At 44.1% G+C, this 18,950-nt stretch carries 18 protein-coding genes; all 18 read right to left on the reverse strand.

What is annotated here, in order from left to right:
* Positions 1-11: 11 nt before the first annotated feature.
* Complete coding sequence (locus AB3N00_RS10855; RefSeq protein WP_413034540.1) at positions 12-683, reverse strand: metallophosphoesterase family protein; 672 nt, start codon at positions 681-683, stop codon at positions 12-14.
* A complete protein-coding gene (locus AB3N00_RS10860; protein WP_175398350.1) occupies positions 680-949 on the reverse strand; it encodes a glutaredoxin family protein in 270 nt (89 codons plus the stop codon). The genes AB3N00_RS10855 and AB3N00_RS10860 overlap by 4 nt, the downstream gene beginning before the upstream one ends.
* Entirely contained in the window at positions 942-2,090 is a 1,149-nt protein-coding gene (locus AB3N00_RS10865; RefSeq protein ID WP_413034541.1) for a pyridoxal-phosphate-dependent aminotransferase family protein, read from the reverse strand. Before AB3N00_RS10865 ends, AB3N00_RS10860 begins: the two co-directional genes overlap by 8 nt.
* Before the next feature lie 16 nt (positions 2,091-2,106).
* A complete protein-coding gene (locus AB3N00_RS10870; protein ID WP_413034542.1) occupies positions 2,107-2,514 on the reverse strand; it encodes a YjbQ family protein in 408 nt (135 codons plus the stop codon).
* A 23-nt stretch (positions 2,515-2,537) separates the two neighbouring features.
* Positions 2,538-2,777, reverse strand: a complete 240-nt coding sequence (locus AB3N00_RS10875) for a hypothetical protein (protein ID WP_163756664.1) — start codon at positions 2,775-2,777, stop codon at positions 2,538-2,540.
* Between the two features lie 15 nt (positions 2,778-2,792).
* The gene (locus AB3N00_RS10880; protein ID WP_413034543.1) at positions 2,793-3,935 is read right to left on the reverse strand and encodes a nucleotidyltransferase family protein; all 1,143 of its coding nucleotides are present in this window, start codon (positions 3,933-3,935) and stop codon (positions 2,793-2,795) included.
* A gap of 1 nt (position 3,936) precedes the next feature.
* Positions 3,937-4,977 carry a hypothetical protein gene (locus AB3N00_RS10885; RefSeq protein WP_413034544.1) on the reverse strand — a complete coding sequence of 347 codons (1,041 nt, stop codon included), beginning with the start codon at positions 4,975-4,977 and terminating at the stop codon, positions 3,937-3,939.
* Positions 4,978-5,049: 72 nt separating this feature from the next.
* The gene (locus AB3N00_RS10890) at positions 5,050-5,889 is read right to left on the reverse strand and encodes a phytanoyl-CoA dioxygenase family protein (RefSeq protein ID WP_413034545.1); all 840 of its coding nucleotides are present in this window, start codon (positions 5,887-5,889) and stop codon (positions 5,050-5,052) included.
* Positions 5,890-5,909: 20 nt separating this feature from the next.
* On the reverse strand, positions 5,910-6,812 hold the full coding sequence (gene aepX / locus AB3N00_RS10895) for a phosphoenolpyruvate mutase (RefSeq protein WP_175398345.1): 903 nt from the start codon (positions 6,810-6,812) through the stop codon (positions 5,910-5,912).
* 11 nt (positions 6,813-6,823) lie between these two features.
* Positions 6,824-7,837, reverse strand: a complete 1,014-nt coding sequence (locus AB3N00_RS10900; protein WP_413034546.1) for an aldolase — start codon at positions 7,835-7,837, stop codon at positions 6,824-6,826.
* Positions 7,838-7,881: 44 nt separating this feature from the next.
* On the reverse strand, positions 7,882-8,433 hold the full coding sequence (locus AB3N00_RS10905; protein ID WP_413034547.1) for a thiamine pyrophosphate-dependent enzyme: 552 nt from the start codon (positions 8,431-8,433) through the stop codon (positions 7,882-7,884).
* A gap of 9 nt (positions 8,434-8,442) precedes the next feature.
* A complete protein-coding gene (locus AB3N00_RS10910; RefSeq protein WP_413034548.1) occupies positions 8,443-8,946 on the reverse strand; it encodes a hypothetical protein in 504 nt (167 codons plus the stop codon).
* A gap of 39 nt (positions 8,947-8,985) precedes the next feature.
* Positions 8,986-10,239: a threonine synthase gene (gene thrC, locus AB3N00_RS10915; RefSeq protein WP_413034549.1), complete on the reverse strand. Its 1,254-nt coding sequence runs from the start codon at positions 10,237-10,239 to the stop codon at positions 8,986-8,988.
* Between the two features lie 754 nt (positions 10,240-10,993).
* Entirely contained in the window at positions 10,994-13,036 is a 2,043-nt protein-coding gene (locus AB3N00_RS10920; RefSeq protein WP_413034550.1) for a B12-binding domain-containing radical SAM protein, read from the reverse strand.
* 722 nt (positions 13,037-13,758) lie between these two features.
* Positions 13,759-15,639 carry a DNA helicase RecQ gene (recQ, locus tag AB3N00_RS10925; protein WP_413034551.1) on the reverse strand — a complete coding sequence of 627 codons (1,881 nt, stop codon included), beginning with the start codon at positions 15,637-15,639 and terminating at the stop codon, positions 13,759-13,761.
* Positions 15,640-16,022: 383 nt separating this feature from the next.
* Positions 16,023-16,655 (reverse strand): type 1 glutamine amidotransferase family protein, encoded by a 633-nt coding sequence (locus AB3N00_RS10930; RefSeq protein ID WP_413034552.1) that lies wholly within the window; start codon positions 16,653-16,655, stop codon positions 16,023-16,025.
* Positions 16,656-16,730: 75 nt separating this feature from the next.
* Positions 16,731-17,693: a helix-turn-helix transcriptional regulator gene (locus AB3N00_RS10935; protein WP_413034553.1), complete on the reverse strand. Its 963-nt coding sequence runs from the start codon at positions 17,691-17,693 to the stop codon at positions 16,731-16,733.
* Positions 17,694-18,092: 399 nt separating this feature from the next.
* Positions 18,093-18,677: a hypothetical protein gene (locus AB3N00_RS10940; RefSeq protein ID WP_413035287.1), complete on the reverse strand. Its 585-nt coding sequence runs from the start codon at positions 18,675-18,677 to the stop codon at positions 18,093-18,095.
* Positions 18,678-18,950 lie beyond the last annotated feature (273 nt).

An 18,950-nucleotide genomic window follows, 5' to 3' on the forward strand; every position in this document is an offset into this window, starting at 1 on the left:
GATACTCCTCTCTATACTTTGGCAGGGGATAACTCATAAAAGGTTATGGTATCCGCATCACTACAATAGATCGCCCATTTTGAAGGTGTGCTCTTTATATCTCCAACATTAATAAGGTATTTTTCATACTTGTCCAAAGGTATCGGACTCCCCAACTGAATGGGAATTTCTTCATAAAGCATCTCTCCATCGACCTGATTGACACCAAATAATCTTTGATCATGATTATGACCATAAAAAAAAAGCCGATAAGTTAACATTGCATTTTCAATTAACGGATGGAACACATCGGGGTCCCTCTCTACCCATGACAGCTGATGACCATGGATAAAGAGCAGATCCCCTTTGGTAATTTCTCTTGGATAACCTAAAAAGATAGCGATATTTTCAGGTATTTGCGTTGAAGGCATGAGCTTCATCAGTTTTTCTTCCTGATTACCGATAACGCCTGGAAACGTATTAAGTGTATGGATAAATGAATGCGTTGAATCCATAACATAGTCGGATAATGGCATCGGTTCTATCGCAGTTTCATCCGCTGAATATACGGGTGTTTTCTCCACTTCAAAAACATCACCCATACATATGATTTCCGCTTCAGTTTGATCTGTACGTATTTTGGTTACCACTTGTTCCGCTTGAGCAAACCGACTATGAATATCGCCAATTAAAGCAATCTTCATTTCGCACTAACGTCCTGTTCTACTTTGGAAAAATGCTGTTGGATGTATTCAAGAATATGCTGGTTATCTTCTAAGCGGCCCGCAAGAATATGATCTCCATCATGCAGAGCCGGGACAAAAGGTACACCCGTAAGCTCAATCAGTTCTGTTCTTTCGGATCTTTCTTTCGTAACATTGATATTGATGTAAGAAACACCCAGGTCGGTTAACAGTTCCCTCACAGGCTTACAATAGGGACATTTTTCTCTTTGGTATAACTTAAACATAGACTGATTCCTCCGCTAATGAATTTTGAATGGCTTGCAGACTACTTCCTCGATCAAAGGTATAGCCCATTTCGCTTAAACTCATTTCAATAGCACCGAAAATACCCATTATGTCGATTACATCAACTGCACCGACATGACCAATTCGAATACCGGTATCTTTTAATTCACCTTGTCCGCCTGTTACGGTAAGCCCAAATTTGTTACTGAGGATTTGAAGTAACATTTTTGCTGACATACCACCAGGTGCTTTAGCAACGGTAACCGTATTACTTCTTACCTTCGGATCCTGAACGAACAATTCAAAACCTAATGCTTCAAGTGCAGCTCCTGCCGCCTTAGCAATCCCTTGATGCCTCCGTACACAAGCATCGTAACCTTCATGATTTAATAATTGTAAAGATACCTGCAGAGCTTGAAGCAGAGATACACCAGGGCTTGAAGGAGCCATCGGATAAAATTTGCGATAACGTGCAAAAGAGAAATAATAACTGCGCGGCTTCACCCGATCAATGACATTCCATGCTTTTGCGGACACACTAACAAAAGCGAGTCCAGGTGGCATCATAAATCCTTTATGTGACGCAGCGAGTACGATATCCAGCCCCCACTCGTCCATCTCTAGCGCATGAGATAACAAACCACTGATTGCATCCACAATAACGAGCGTATCTTTATCCTTAAAATACTGCCCAATACTTTGGATATCGTTCTTAACTCCTGTAGAAGTCTCACTATAGACGACTAAGATGGCCTTCGCATCCGGGTGCAGTTCGTACGTTGCCGCAATGGATTCCATTGAGGCAGATGTTCCCCATGGAGTGCGGATCTCTACCACTTCGACACCCTGAATGCGGCAAATATCTACAAATCGCTCACCGAAATACCCATTGGACACTACGATTGCCTTATCGCCAATATTTAAGCTATTAGAAATTGCCGCCTCCATCGCCCCGGTCCCTGATGAAAGTAAAATGTAAACATCGTTTTGTGTCCGAAACCATTTGGGAAGCTCCTGATTAATTTCCTCAATCAATGTCTGCATTTGTGGCGAACGATGATGAATGACTTCCTTTGCACCAGCCATTAAAATTTCATTGGGAACCTGCGTCGGTCCCGGAGTTGCCATACGAAGTTTCATAGTTATATTTTCCTCTCTATAAATCAATAAAAAGGGTACGGGTTGCTTCCTGCAAATCAAAATCAAATAAGACAACACGATGGGTGGGAGACATTGCTAATTTATAATTGCTTACAGGAAGCGAAAGACTTGTTCCTAAAATGGAACTCTTGATGTGGGAACTTCCATTCATATCACCAGTCGTACGAAAATGTTGGTATTCATATTTTTTTTCATGGGGGGCTATTTCATTTAACATCTGTAACAGATCTTGAACCGCACCGGGCTCATAACGCATGACGGTTAAGCCAATCGTACTTCCAACTGCACATACATGTACGATCCCACTGCCTTTTTCCATGTCTCCCAGGCAGCATTCAATTTGCTCTGTAATATCATAGGAATGATCAGAGCCTTTCGAAGATATTTTTATTTCTTTTAACATCGCGCGCTCCTACGTTCCTAAATTTAGCTAACTAATGATTTCTTTTCAGTCACCATGTTGACAATGGAGCCGATTGATAAAAAGTTATCAAGAACTAGATCCTTGTCTTCAAACATTATGCTAAAATCATCCTCCAATTTAACAATAATGGCTACGGATGCAAAGGAATCAATCGGCAAAATCTCTTGCTCCGCAGGTGTTTTTTCGAGCTTTGTCACTGTCATGACAATATCGATTACTTTTTGCTTCAACTCATTATCCATAATTCCACCTACTTTTCATGTCATTTTTTCTTTAAATTGTTCCAGTCTTGAAGTTCCTTCTAATTCATCCGCATTAGAAAGGGAGAAAAAGCGCTCGACAAATGATTTCTTCCATTTCACGGCGCTGCCATAATCCAGCTCTCCGTACTTTTCCAGAAATGTTTCATCTCTAATATTTAAAATCGGTTGGAGCTCGTCTGAATAATGTTCATCATACAAGTAATCTAAATAGTAAAAAGAGTAGAACAACGCTTCAGTTGCAAGCAGGTCCTTAGCTCGTTTTGCGAGTAAATTCCAATCCAATCGCCCGCTTTCCAACAGGTTCAGCGTACATTCTCGCAAATCACAAAACTTAATCAAATTTAAATCGGCATGCAGTAGTACCCATTGAACGTTGGTTGCTTCTTTATATAAATGGATGGCGATATGAATCAAAAAATCCATTTCTTCAAGTAAATAAGCAGGTGTATCTTCTAAATTAGTTTGTACTGCATTCTCTAGTAATTCTTTTGATGCTTGATAATTTTTCTTTAGATCAACATCGTAAGAAAAATCGATATCGATATGCCTTACGAGTGGGTCCTCAGAAAGTTTTACATGCGGATAAATGTTGCCAATATGCATTTTCCAAAGCATTTCCTCTTGTCTCGATACTTGGTTTATCGTGTTACTGGACCAATCATAATCACCAATCACATACCCAAGTGATTTAAGCACCTGAGAAACTTTGTTTCGATCCGATAAATCAATCAAGAAGTCCAAATCATTACAAATTCGAAGACCCATATCTTTATATACTTTTGGAAGAAGCACAAAGCCTTTGAGGGGGATCGCTTTGATCGATTCTTGATCAAATGCTTGTAAGACCTGCAACCCTTCGGCAAACATCAGTTCATTACGATGTTTGTTACTGATATAGTAGGAATTGAATAATCGCTTATACATGTTTTTAATTTTTCCTGTTTGATCTAATCGCAGTAAGTGGCCGCCGATCAGCTGAAGCACCTTGTGACGATTCGCCAAAGAAACCAATGTATCGATATCAAATCCCTTATCAATAATTACTTTAGCTTCTTCTTCGTTTTCTACTGTCATCTCAATACGTGAGCAGAGCAGTAGAAGCCTTTCATGATCTTGAAGCTGTATATTTTCGTTCATTTTATCCTCCTAAATGCAGTGGTAATGAAATACTCTCATGTTCCGGCAGTACCCCTGAACCGATGATTCGGAACGCTTGCACTTGCTCTAACATTTCTGTAATTTTGCTGACAGATAATTGAAGCTTGTCATGATTAACTTTTATATAATGATTCCAGGAACTGTCGCTGTTCTCGGGTATCGTTTCAATATTTTCTCCTATTCTATCTTGATGATTGGATAACGATTCAATGAAGCAATGGGGAGAAGATGAAACGGTTGGATAAAAAATATACGCCACCGGGCAATGTACTCCTGGTTCAGATGATGGCATTAGTTCTCTGAATAGCTGGGGATCAACGGCTACCTTATGTTTAGGCGACCAAATATCCTTAATTTCTTCCGCATTCATGTTTATATTTACTTTCTTGATCACTTCCGGGTATTTGGTAAGTGTTCCTATGCCGATATGGGGGTAATCTGGCCAACCACTCGCCATCAGAACACCATTTTCTTCAAATAGAAACGTCTTGTCTCCGCTCATTAATTGATAGCCGAACCGATGTACCAATTCCATGATTGTCGTTGTTTTCCCAGATCCTTTCGGCCCTGTAATCAAGTAGGCTAAGCCATTACGGAAAGCACACGAAGCATGAAGAATTACGGTTCCTTCATTTTCTTCATTCTTAATCACGACATCTCTAATCAGCTCAATTAAAATCAAATTAAATGCTTCAGAGGTTATGTCGCCACTTGTAATGTCAATGAATTTATTAGAAGCATCAAACGTTAAGAGCGTATTTGTATGCTCGCAGAATAAATACTCTTTTTCTCCAATTTGCTGACGTACAGCCGGAATCGTAAAAAATGCAGATGCACTTTTTCGAATATATACAGATTCCCAACCCTGATTATCAGCATAATTTGCAAGATCTGCTGCTCCCTTTTGTATAAGAATGGTTGCTATACACGAAGAAGTATCATCCAATGGTTCATGGATAACAAAATGTGTGCTGAAGAAGTCAATCACCCTGTCTATTTGAACTCCATCCTCAACCAACATAACAACGTTTGAATTCAGAAAATGAAGTGTAATCGTTTTGATCTCAAACACCTCTATTCAGATATTTAGAAATTACTTGGTAATGTGATTATGATCCCTATAGGCTCTTCGCATTCCGGCCAAAGATTTCTTTATCGGATGCGCATCCTCCCATTCAATTAAGGAAGTAATGAGTTCTTGGGTTACAGGGTGAAGACTTTCTCTATATGCTTCATCCTTCATCCAAGGACGTGACGTATATCCGCCCTTCTCTTCGTCCTTGGCTTGCAAGCTAAAATGGACAGTCCGTCTTTCACTACCCGCTTTAGTAGATCCACGGTGAAGAATTAAAGCATTAAATAGTACGAGATCACCAGGTTCACAATACAGTGTGACTTCATTAGGGAGAGGGGACGATTCTCTGTTTAAAATCGCTTGCAGTTCTTGTTCATTCAATGCTCTGATATGCGTACCAGGAACAGCTTTAAAAGCTTCATCTTCATATAAAGAAAGATTGGCTAGCAGAAACGTAGTTTGTCCCTGTTGATCAAAATCATAGGGATCTTGCTGATCACGGTGCCAAACCAGATTGTAATCCACTTTTTGAGGAGCCCAGAAAGAATGCATTGTCCAAAATCGAAGTTGATCACCAATGATTTGAGATATAGAAGACATAATTTTCGGATTAGCCAACAACTCGTCAAAAGAAGGATGACGAAGTTCCGGAGACAAGATGTCCGCAACGCCCCATGTATCATAGTCCTCAACCTTTTGGGTATACCTGGCCTTGAACTGTAAAGGATCACTGTTAACTTTTTGATAAACCAATTCTATTGCCGATCTTAACCTTTCTAAATCCTCGGCTGATATTACATTCTTCAATAAAATGAATCCATCCTGATGATAGGATTTCAGCTGATCAAGGGTTAACAAGGCAAACAGCTCCTTTATCGTTATTTACTTATAACCGGCACTTCCACCTTTTTATATCTTTGTTCTGTATAGTAGTCTTCGGCATCAAGCATTTCTTGAAGGCCTTGCAATTTAAAAACATCTTGAACCGATGCGATTTTATCTTCGATCTGTAAGGTATTCCCTGCTAATTTGATTTGCTGGAATGTTTGTCTGATCGCGTGGATGGAAGTTCTGAGTCCATGATTTGCATAAATAACCATTTTCACTCCATACTCTTGCAGTTCTGAGGCACTAATCTGAGGATAGGTTGTGGGTACCAGGATGATGGGTAATCTATTGGAATAGAGACTTAAAAAATGTAAAATTTCAGACGGATCATTTTTCTTAGAATGAATTAATATAGCGTCTGCTCCTGATTCTTCATAAGCCTCCGCTCTCGCTACAGCCTCATCCATTCCAGCACCCGCAATGAGTGCTTCAATTCGAGCAATTACCATAAAATCAGGGTTACGCTGTGTATCCTTAGCAGCTCGTATTTTTCCGGAAAACTCTTCAATGGTAGCGAGCTTTTGTTCTCCCCCAGCAAAACTATTTAACTTGGGAAACAATTTATCTTCCATGCAGACAGCAGCAATACCATTACGTTCGTATTCACGTACCAAATGCATTACATTATTTACATTTCCATAACCCGAATCACAATCTGCGATCACCGGAATGTTGGTTACAGCATCCATTGAAGCAGCGGCTTGTAAATATTGCGTCATCGTGAGGATATTCGCATCCGGCACAGCATTTACTGCGGAAATTTCCAGACCACTTGCCCATATTCCGTCAAAACCCGCTTCCTCTACTAGCTTTGCACTTAATCCATCATGCGCTCCAACGATTTGGATAATTTGATCACCGGCGAACAAACTTCTGAGTTTTTGTGCTTTCACAATAAATCTCCTCACTTTTTGGGAATGGTACTTCCTTGTTCCAACTGAATTATTTCTCCTGTCTTTTCCACGATATCCGCGTCGACTCCAAGCGGCATCAGCTGACCAATTCGGTAGCCAAGGTACATGGGATCAAGAGCATTCGCTTTGCTGACACGATCAATGTGCTGATAGTAATAGTAATGTAAGTTATTTAGTCCACAGATTATTTCCGGCTGGGCAATTTTCATCGGCACCGTTAATACCTTCTCAAGGAAATACTCGGAAAGCTGTAATATAGGCGTTAAATCATATTCCACTTCATACCGCTTCCACTTATTCATGACCGCTGCGAATTGCTCAGTAGCCAGATTACCTGCTCCTCTAGCCATTCCGCATATGGATGTGTCAATGTAAGACACCCCTAAATCCAAAGCTCTCAGCGTATTAGCAAAAGACAACCCAAGATTGTTATGTCCATGAAACCCAAGTGGTATCTCTGTCTTATTCTTTAATGTACTTACAATGGTTGTAATATCGTCAGGATGAAAAGCACCGTAAGAATCTGCAAAATAAAAGACGTCAGCGCCTGCGTGTTCGGCCTCTTGAGCAATCATGGCTAATTCACCAGCACCAATATAACTCGCTGACATCAAGTTCAAACAAACTTTAAATCCCCAGTCTTTCAGTACAGAGACATAGGTTAATGCATTTTGCACATGTTGGGGGTATGCAGCAATACGAATCCAAGTCACACATGAGTCTCGCAAGTCTTCTAGTTGACGAAGTGCACAGACTTCAGGAATTACCATGACAGCATACTGTGAATACCTGAGTTGTTGCGGAAGGGAAAGAATCAATTCAGCATCGCACTTGGCAACGCTTCCAACCTGAGTGGATCGATTGCTCCCCGATCCACCGCGATATCCAATTTCTATAATCTCAACGCCTGCATGATCCAATTGATGGATCAGCAGTTTAATCTCTTCAGGTGTAAACATCCACATGTTCAGATTTCCGCCATCTCTCAATGTGCAATCCAACAACGATATTTGGCTAATGGTTCAAACCTCCGTTTCACAGGTACAAATCAAGAGACACTCACAGCCAAAGTAGACGTAAAGCGTTTTACAATTTCTTGTGGTGTCCACTCTACACGTTTTCCAATTTTCCCTGAATTAGCTTCTACCTTGCAATGAATCATAACGGGGCCTTCTTCCACGATCTCCGGGAATTGATCCAGAGATTCAATAACATGCACCTTGTTATACCCTATATTTTCCATGATTGATTTTGAGTTTGAGATGGGAACGGTGTGTTGTCCCCCTGTACTTTCATGCATTTCGTTATCTAAAACAATATGGATAAGATTGGAGGGTTTGTGCTCGGCAATCATAAGCGTAATACCAAAATTCATTACAAACGACCCATCCCCATCCAGAACAATAAATGTGTTTTGAGGATTCGTTTTGGCCAATCCTAAGGCAATAGGTGCCGCCATTCCCATCGAACCAACCATATAAAAGTGTTCTGGCCTATCACTGGCATTATACAAATCTCGCGTAATGTATCCACAAGTTGATATGATATGAGCATCTGGATAATCTGTAATCAATTTTTCTATAACTTCTATTTTCCTCATATGGCCTCCTTAAATCGCCTCTTTAATTAACAAAGCAACCGGCATGCTATTCTTTTCAATAAGCTCAGTACAAGCTTTAACAGAAGCTGCACTATGTTCTTTGTCAAATTCCACATAAGGTATTTTAATAGCATCTAGTACATGAAGAAGCCTCTCGCCAATGAGATCATGTTCGACTGCATCATTCTCAAAGGCCCCTCTCCAACTGATGATTAACAAAGCTGGAATATGATAGATTGAATATAATGATGTCAGGACATTCATCGAATAGCCCAGACCTGAATTTTGCATTAAAATTGCACATTTCCTGCCACCTAAATGCATACCTACGGCAACTCCTAATGCAGAATCCTCCCGAATTGCGGGCATATAGACAATCTCTTTCTTTTCAACATACTCCTTATCTTCTAAAATCCTAAATAGTCCTTTTAATAATGAACATGGCACTCCAGTATACGCATTGTAGCCTTGTTCATATAATTCATTTGTGATGCTTAACGCTTCATTACTCATTCACAATATCTCCATCTCTACGTTAGTTTGTATAAACCGTTATCTTACTTTCTCAATAATGCTTTCCATAGAAAGAGAAGATGAAATAATTTTATTGGAATAGGGGTGGTCCTTTTCGATGTGATACATACGAAGCGCGTCCGTATCCTTCAAAATATGGCCTGTCAAGATGCATGCAACCGTTTCGTCCTTATCGATTATGCTTGCTTGTATTAACTTTTTGACACCGGCTACCGTTGCTGCTGAAGCAGGTTCACAACCGATTCCAGAAGCATCTACCACGGCCTTAGCATTTAAAATTTCCTCATCCGTGACAGACATTGCTACACCGTTGGTCTCCTCGAGCGTACGCATCGCTTTACGCCAACTTGGTGGGTCACCAATATTAAGGGCTGAAGCTAAGGTGTATGGGTGCGGCTCAGGTTCAAGCACTTGTTTTTGTGCAGTGATCATCTTGTAGAATGGGCTGGCTCCTTCCGCCTGAATAACAGCAACTCTAGGCAATTTATCAATAAAACCTAAGGCGAACAGATCGGAAAGACCTTTTCCTAAAGCCGATACATTACTCAGAGCTCCACCTGGCACCACAATCCAATCTGGCAGTTCCCAGTTCAGGTCTTGTGCAAGTTCATACACAATGCTTTTCTGACCTTCAATCCGAAAAGGGTTAATCGAATTACAAATATATAGGCCCAGCGATTCGCTATGTTCTTCTAAAAATTTAATTCCGTTATCATATGTACCTTCGAAGGAGAAAATATTCGCACCATACGCCAAGGTCTGCAGTACTTTATTTAAAGAAATATTTTTATTAGGCACAAAAACATAGGACTTTGTTTGTGCGATTGCTGCATACATTGCTAATGAAGAGGATGTATTTCCTGTGGAGGTACAAGTGAATCTGCTGTATCCCATGGATTTACCATGTGTAACCGCAACGGTCATGCCATTATCTTTGAAGGAACCACTTGGGTTTTCACTTTGCGCTTTTAACCATACGGATCTTGCCCCCACATATCGCTCCACGGTTTCCGGACTGTACAACCCTGTATTCCCTTCATATTTCGAAACAACCATCTCTTCTTCCACATCCGGAAAAATAAGCTCCTTATACCTCCATACACCACTGGCATATATGGACCGGCGGTCAGACAAACGTTGATGAAAAAGATGTTTTAGTTCGTCCGTATCGACTGCACTAAAGTCTTGTTGAATATCCAGCATCCCATTGCACGTACATGTATAACGGAATTCGCTATACTCCGTCTCACAATTTATACAGATATATTTCATGTTTTATCGATAGACTTCCCTGGTCTATCCTATCCCCCTCTTATTCTGACTTCATGTCGTCCTGGTAGGTTATTTAAAAATAGTTTTACAAAAAAATGATAGTTTCTGTTCCATTGCATAAACTTCGTCATTTAGACTTAATTCTTGTTTAATATTCAAAAAAAGGTTTTATTTTCCACTATGTTACACTAAGACGTTACTCTTGAAAAGCACTTTTTTCATATTTTTAAATTTAAAAGAAAAAGATAGTTTTTATCACATATTATTCTAAATAATGACAAATTTTGAGCGAAACATATACAGGAATGAACTATTTCAGAACAACGATAAAAGTCAAATCAAATTAAAAAAAAAACTTGTATAAGGAGGAGGAAGGCCAGCTATAAACACCAACTGGTAAAAGGAACACAAGCTATGAACGAGCTAAAGAGCAGCGAACGAATGGATCAATATCTGGGCATGTAGAACGAGAATGGGGCCACCGTTACTCGCTCAGAGGAATCTCCAAAACAAAAGAAAGGCCTTCTTCTTCCCAGATGGGGAATTAGACGACCTTCCGATGGTTTTGAAACATATAAATTTGGTAAAAGGTAGAGCGGGGCGCGGCTTGTGTAGTGGCAAGCCGCGTAAGGATGAGGTACAGCACCCAATGGGTGCTGTACCTCATGGGTAAGCGCCACGACCGCGAAGCCGTGACGCTTCTCCCGCTGCATGCCGCCAATCGGCCTATGCAGCTTCCTCCTTGCCGCTGCACCTACATGGCAGCGGCTTCTTCTCCCAGCGGCAGCGTGTAATACTGCGCCTGCTGCCCTTCATGCTGCTGGTACACCACGACCAGCAGCGTCCGGCCTTTCGCGGCAAGCGGGCTGGCGCCAGCTAGCACACGCTCAAGCCGGAACGGAAGCACGTCCAGTACGGCGTGCTTCTGCAGTTCCTTTTCGCCGAGACGAAGGTCGGCGAAAGCACGGGCACCCATGACCGTCTGTGCGGTCATGGCCGAGGTCATCGGCAGCGCACGCGAAGCGTTGCCGTCCACCCCGTCCGCCGCTCCATCCGCGGCGGACCCACCTGCGTCGCCCGCAGGGAGCGACGCTGCACCCCCGGCTTCGCTGCCGATCACACCCGCCGCATCTGCGGCAGAGTCTTCCCCGGCAGCAGCCGAACTTTCCGCAGCGGCAGTCGCACTCGTGCCGCTGCTTTCAAGCCATGCCGAGCCTGAGGCACCGGCAACGCGCGGCAGACGAACGTCTTCCGGACGTTCAGCCAACGTTTTCATATACAGAGCCCACTGATCCTTCTCCAGCGCATCGTCCCACCAGATTTTGCGCGGTTTGTACTTGTGGCCGAGGAAATAGTCCAGCTTCATCAGGCCGAGCACGATATCCATATGCGGCGTATTCCGCGATTCCAGGAAGCTGTGCAAACGGGTGAACAAATCCTCCAGCTGGTGGCCGATCTTCTGCCAGCCCTGACCTTCCCAGTAATCCCCGAACGCCTGGAAGAAATCAAACGGCGAATCAAATTCCTGCTCCATCAGATACTTCAGCGTATGGTCCATCCGGTGAGCGTTCCAGTATTTCTCCAGCACATCCTCCAGCCGTTTCAGGCGCACGATGTCGCTAAACGGCAGCACGTCGCTGCCCAGAATCTCATATGGTGCGTGATCCATATACGTATAATTGTACTTCTCCGCATCCAAACGCAGACCCGTACCCCGCAGCATTTTGAGGAATCCGAGCTGAAGCTCTTCCGGCCCCAGGGCAAATACATCGTTGAACGTTTTGCGGAACGTATTATAATCTTCCTCGGGCAGTCCGGCAATGAGATCCAGATGCTGGTCGATTTTACCGCTGGCTTTGACCTTGTTGACCGTACGGCTCAGCTTGGCAAAGTTCTGGCGGCGTTTCACCAGTTCATTCGTCGGATCATTCGTGGACTGTACACCAATTTCGAATCGGAAAGTCCCCGGCGGCGCATTCTCTGCCAGATAGTCGAGGACTTCAGGGCGCATGATGTCCGCCGTAATTTCAAACTGGAACACCGTCCCCTGATGGTTTTCAATCAGGAATTTGAACATTTCCATCGCGTAATCGCGCTTGATATTGAATGTCCGGTCCACGAACTTGATCAGCTTCGCACCCTTCTCAATCAGATACAGAATATCCGACTTCGTCCGCTCAATATCGTAATACCGCACGCCGACCTCAATACTGGACAGACAGAACTGACAACTGAACGGACAGCCCCGGCTCGTCTCAAAATAAACAACCCGTTTCCCGAGATCCGGGATATCCTCTTCAAAACGGTGCGGTGACGGCAGATCGTTCAGATCCGCCTTCGGCCGTCCTGGCATGAGAATGACCTCTTCCCCTTTGCGATACGCGAGTCCATACACAAAGTGGTACTTCTTACTTCCCTCCAACTCCGTCAGGAGCTGATGCAGCGTCTCTTCCCCTTCACCCATCACGATGAAATCGACATTGGGAATCCGGTTCATCCAATATTCCGTGTCGTAGGACACTTCCGGCCCGCCCAGCAAAATTTTCACGTCAGGCATAACCTTTTTCAGGTTATCAATGACCTTGATCGTCTCTTCGATGTTCCAGATGTAACACGAAAACCCAATCACGTCCGCGCCGCGCTGGTACAGATCAGACACAATATTCATGACCGGGTCCTTGATCGTATACTCCGCCAGATCAATATCAAAATCCTTCTCACTGTACGCCTTCAGACACCGCAAGGCCAGCGAGGTATGGATGTATTTTGCATTCAAAGTAGAGAGAATAACCTTCATGTTTCACAACCTTTGCCTGGACACCCAGACCATATTTTTTTTGGTAAAAGTAAAGCTCCACAGCCATCCTGACCCGGATGCTGTTCATGTAAACCTATATCGACACCAGTTCTGGATACTGTTCTTGTTATATCCCTATAAAAATCCATTCCATGTCTCATGGACATATCCTACATTTGTCTTTCAAAGGGTGGACACCCTTTTCAAAAAGACATCCACTTCCCGGCACCCTCTGATCTACTACATATAGGCCCAGGAACACTCATCGACTCCATATCCTGTACAAACCAACAATTGCTTTATCCAAAGCAATGTCCACCTTTTGAAAGACAATTCAGCTCATTCCGTCCACCATACAGAGACGCTTGCCCAACTTAGATCTGCAAAAGACTGCATTCAAGTTCCATCCAGGATCCACGATTCGCAATACACGATTCATAATCCATATTTCAAACGCCACTTTGTGGAATTTGAATCTCAGACCTGTGCCGAAGGCTTCTCCCGGTTCCATCAATAACCGCAAACTATCCCTAACACGTTCAACTTATTTTTCACCTATGCAAACAACCGAACATTACACATAAGTACCCTATACATATAAAATTCGATCACATCGGCCTTAAAACAAGAACAATAGCTTTACGTACAACAATCTGTACATTATCGAGAGCACGAATCCACCGACCGATAATCACTTCCACTCCTAATCATTTCCCTCTGGCTCACTCATACTCGTAAAACGCATCATCATCCGTATCCACTTCTTCGCCCGATTGTTTCTGGAAAAACTCCAGGAATGGCAGTCCATACTTGCGGTACTTGACCTCACCGACCCCTTTGATACTCAGCATGTCACGTTCCGTCTGCGGACATACCACACTCATCTCGCGAAGCGTCGCATCATTGAAGATGATGTACGATGGCACATGCTCTTTCGCCGCCAGATCGCGCCGGATCAGACGCAGCTGCTCAAATACCGTCTCGTTGACCGCCGATGGCATCGCATCGCGACCGCGTCGTCCACCGTAGTTCGTACCCGTAGCCGTTGCTGCCGTCTTGCGCACCACCCGCTGCATCACTTCACGCTGGCCTTTGAGCACTTCCACCGCCAGAGGCTGCAAACGCACAACCGGATACTGTCCCTCGGACAGCATCAGATAGCCTTCCGATACCATCACGTTAATGATCTCCGCAATTTCCCGTTCTGTGCGGTTGCCCATCACACCGTAGGTCGGCAAGGAATCGAAGCCGTATTCCAGCACTTTTTTGGCACGCGAGCCCTTGAGCACCGAAGCCACCAGGGATACGCCGTACCGTTCGCGCATGCGGTGAATGCAGCTGAATATTTTCTGCGCATCAATCGTCATATCCACCAGCTCGCGGTCGTCCGTACAGGAACTGCAGATGCCGCACGGCTTGTCCTCATGTACCTCACCGAAGTAATCCAGCTGTGCACTGCGCAGACAACGCGTCGTGTAACAGTAATCGACCATCTGCTGCAGCTTCCGATAATCGTTCTGTTTGCGGTCGCCCTCCATCGGGTTCTGCTCGATCAGGAATTTCTGGGTGATAATGTCCTGCGCTCCAAACAGCAGAATGCATTGACTCGGCTCTCCGTCCCGTCCCGCACGTCCGGCTTCCTGCACATACGCCTCCATGTTCTTCGGCATGCTGTAATGCAGCACATAACGCACGTTGGATTTATCGATCCCCATCCCGAACGCATTGGTCGCCACCATCACCCGGATATCATCGTACAAAAAAGCTTCCTGGCTCTGGGCCCGTTCATCGTCCGTCATTCCCGCATGGTAGCGTCCTGCGGGCAATCCCGCATGCAGCAAACGCTGATGCAGATCGTCCACATCCTTGCGGGTTGCGGCGTACACAATACCTGGCTCGCTGGCATGCTCGCGCGCATAGTTCAGGACAAAGTCCTTTTTGCTCTCGCCGCGCAGCACGCTAAACGCCAGATTATCCCGCCCAAGTCCGGTCACATACGTCTGCGGATCCTGCAAACGCAGCAGCCGCAGAATATCGCCCATGACCTCGGGCGTCGCCGTCGCCGTGAAGGCCGCAACCACCGGCCGCTCCGGCAAACTGTCCACAAACGGCGCTACCGCAAGGTAGCTTGTCCGAAAATCATGCCCCCACTGCGACACACAGTGGGCCTCATCCACGGCCACGCAGGAGATGGGCAGCTGCCCCATCTCATCGCGGAACCAGTCCAGCTCCAGTCGCTCCGGCGCGACGTAGAGCAGCTTCAGCTCACCGCGCTGCGCCGCGCGGATGCGATCATTCACTTCTTTGCCGCTTAACGTACTATTGATATAAGCGGCAGCAATGCCGGCGGTCGTGAGCGCATCGACCTGATCCTTCATTAATGAGATGAGCGGGGAGACGACCAGCGTCAGCCCCGGATATAACAGAGCGGGAATCTGGTAACAGATTGACTTCCCGCCCCCGGTAGGCATGATGCCCAGCGTATCCTCATATTCGAGCAGGCTGGACACGATCTTTTTCTGACCCTCGCGAAAGTCGGGGTAGCCATAATATTTTTGCAGGAGACCCTGCGCTTCTTCTAAAGTAGGTGCTTGCACACTCATGTAAAGACTCCTTACTTGTCACTGGTGTTCCTCCACCAGCTTGGTCCCATCCGATTCTGACATCCGAACACGGCACCATTGCCGCATCCTTGACAACAAAATGGCGTTCTCATGACTTGTCCGTCAAGCAAAACGCCGCTCCCTTTAGTTTAACGGGCCAGCCCCGAATGAGCAACCGCGTTTTATCGTAAAACGTTTGAAGCTGCTTCATCAAAATAAAAACAACCGTTCATCCCTGTTTGGACAAACGGTTGTTTCTCGTTTTTTTAAGTTACCACACTATATCCCGGCAGTATAATTGTACTGATCATCTCGTGGATTTTTGTCACTTCACTTCTATTCTTTCAGCGCCTCAACTTCAGAACTAAGTTGCTTTTTTTAGCTCATCTATTTATTGAATTCATTAACTGGAAGAAGTGTTCAGGTTTGTGAGTCTTATTTAGGTTATACCATGAATGTAATGTATCTGGTGCAAATACATCTAATTTTTTCAGTACTTCCATCGCAAATTCCAGAGGAGCTATTCCTGATGCAGTAACTAAATTCGTATCAGATACCGCAGATCTCTCCTCATAGAACTTTTCTCCTTTATAGTTAGGACATACCATTTTAGTGTATTCTAAATTATTACTTGTATGCTTTCTGGTATCTAAGTATCCCATATTCGCAAGGGCCTCAGTTGCACCACAAATTGCAGCAACAATAGTGCCAAGCTTTAAAGCTTCTCCAATTCTTTCCAAGATAGGTTGATGAATTTCTTCATTCCAAGTAGTCCCTCCTGGTAAAATTAAAAGATCTTTACTCTCAAGAGTACATTCATCAAGGGAAATATCTGGTTTTATTCTCAGTCCTCCCATCGTAGTAATCATTTCGTTATTAGCTCCTACTGTAATTACCTTTAAAGGTGCTAAATCTTTTTTGAAATATCTTCCGGAGTTTAGTTCAGCAATTAAATATCCATATTCCCAGTCCGACATTGTATTAAATACATATAGAAAAACTTTTTTTGTTTGCATCCAATAACACTCCAATCACAATTAATATAGCCAACTATAACATTACTTCCCTGACACCTAGCGTCAGGGGAGTAATCAAATTTGATGAAATTTTATTAATTCCGACAAAACTTCAATCATTCTTTTCTTAAGGCTGATTGGCTCAATAACTCGAATAGATTTACCGTACGTTAAAAGGAAATAAGGTACATATGTATGTATCATATCTTTCTCAAGAAGAAATACTGCTTGATTTGAAGTGCACTCTTGTAAATAATGTCCTAAAAACCAATGTTGGCAAATATCAGTCAATACACTTTTATCCCCATGAATAACCAAAGAAATAATCCCTTCCTTATCTTCTATAGTTGGAAGAAGATTTTTCATAAAAAAGACACGTGCTGAAAAATTTTCTGGCCGGTTAAACTTATTTTCGGTTAGCATTAGACTTTCAATTCGATCTACTCTAAAACTACGGATATCATTCCTAAGATGACAAAATCCAATCACATACCACTTATTATTCCAATAGATAATTCTGTACGGATCGACCAATCTATAATTTAATTGCTTTTCGCCACTTTTATGGTAAAGAATTTTTACTGAGTACCCGTCAGCTACGGCCTGCTCCAACTCCTTCAAAAAAGGTTTCATAGAGAGTGAACTTAATCGACTTATTACTTCAAGACTAGTTAAATGTTGGTTTATCTTTGTTTCCTGCTCTTGATTTGAGTATTTACTTAGTTTTGAAATGGCCCTATTTAGTGCTTCACCTCCATAATATCCGGCTTCTTCTGCAAAAACAGCAGCGTGAAATAGTGAAGTTTGCTCCTGAAAATCAAAAAAAAGAGGAGCCTCAATGAAATTGTTCAATAAAGTGTATCCACCGTTATGTCCTGGTTCTGAAATTATAGGTACGCCACTTGTTGAAATTGTATCAATATAACGATACACAGTTCTTATATTCATCTCTAACTTTTCTGAAATTTGTTTTGCAGTAATTTTTTCACCTGAACGAAGCATCCATAGAATTGCTAACATATTGTCAATTTTAGGCATACACTTCCACCTCTATATGAAATTTATTTTCTATTATATATTTCCGATTTTTGGTATAACTCATCAACTGTTCCTTTCCGATAGCTTCCTATATAATGAGGCTCATTTTTGAGACAAGTCTTATGAGACGCTCTTAACTATGATTTTATCAGCCTCCTACACTCTATTGATATACAATTGAACTAATTAACTGAATAATTACAGAAATGAGATAATACTGTATGAAAGCAGTACTGGTTACATGCGGCCCAAGGATTCAAGTTATGCCAATCAGTGCAGCATAGAAACAAGCCCCGCTCACCGACTTTATCGGTCAAGCGGGGCTGCTCTGTTTTCGATACCATTGAATAAGCGTTGATTCCAAAATGAGTACCTAGATTTTTCTCTCTACTTTCAAGGCTATCCTTCATTCTGCTCTTTCCGGTTCCGAATCTCTTTGCGTAAAATGACTTCCAGCTTCTGCCGATTATCAAGCAGGCCGGGATCGTTTGGCAGGTACTCCCTGGCTTTGCTGTTATGCATCAGTGCCTGCTCCCAGTTGCCCAGATGGGCATAACAGAGGGATAGACGGGCATGCGGCAGCCAGGTGCGGCATGCTGCGGGAACCGGACGCAGACCCGTGTCTCGGCTGCTCACGTCCACTGCCTGCATATACCAGTAGATCGCAGAGACCAGCTCCTGCCGCTCATGGAAGCAGGCTGCGATCGCACAGCAGAAGTCTGCATGCGGCAGATCATACTGGAACGATTGCAGCAGTGCGCCCAGTTTACGTCCCGGCTGACCAAGCCGCTCATAACATTCCGCCAGCCTCGCGCAGGCAATGAGCCGATCCTCGCGATAACCGCTGGGCTGCTCCAGCAGCTTCGCGTACCCCCGAGCCGCCGCCGCATACCGCTGGCGGTCATAACATTCGCCTGCATAATAGAACAGCAGGCGACCCTGGGCTGCGCCCTCTTCGGCGATCCATTTGCGCAGGATGCGCACGTTTCGCGCCGAATGATGGCCCGCCTCGCGGCGGTGCGTGACGGCAATATCTGCCGTAATGACCCCGCTTGGCGGGAAGCTGAGCTGCTCGTGCAGCCGGCCATGCCAGCGGCACCCGGCAGCCCGCTTGACCAGGCGCAACCGACGGTCCGTCACGAGCGGACTTCCCTCCTGCCCCTCGGCCAGCGTATAGTTCAAGATCACAGCCGCCGTCTCCCCCTCAGACGGCAGCTGCTGCTTCAACTGCTCCAGCTTCGCCCGTTCCGCAGGCAG

Source organism: Paenibacillus xylanilyticus, from assembly GCF_047246825.1.
Taxonomy (GTDB): domain Bacteria; phylum Bacillota; class Bacilli; order Paenibacillales; family Paenibacillaceae; genus Paenibacillus; species Paenibacillus xylanilyticus_B.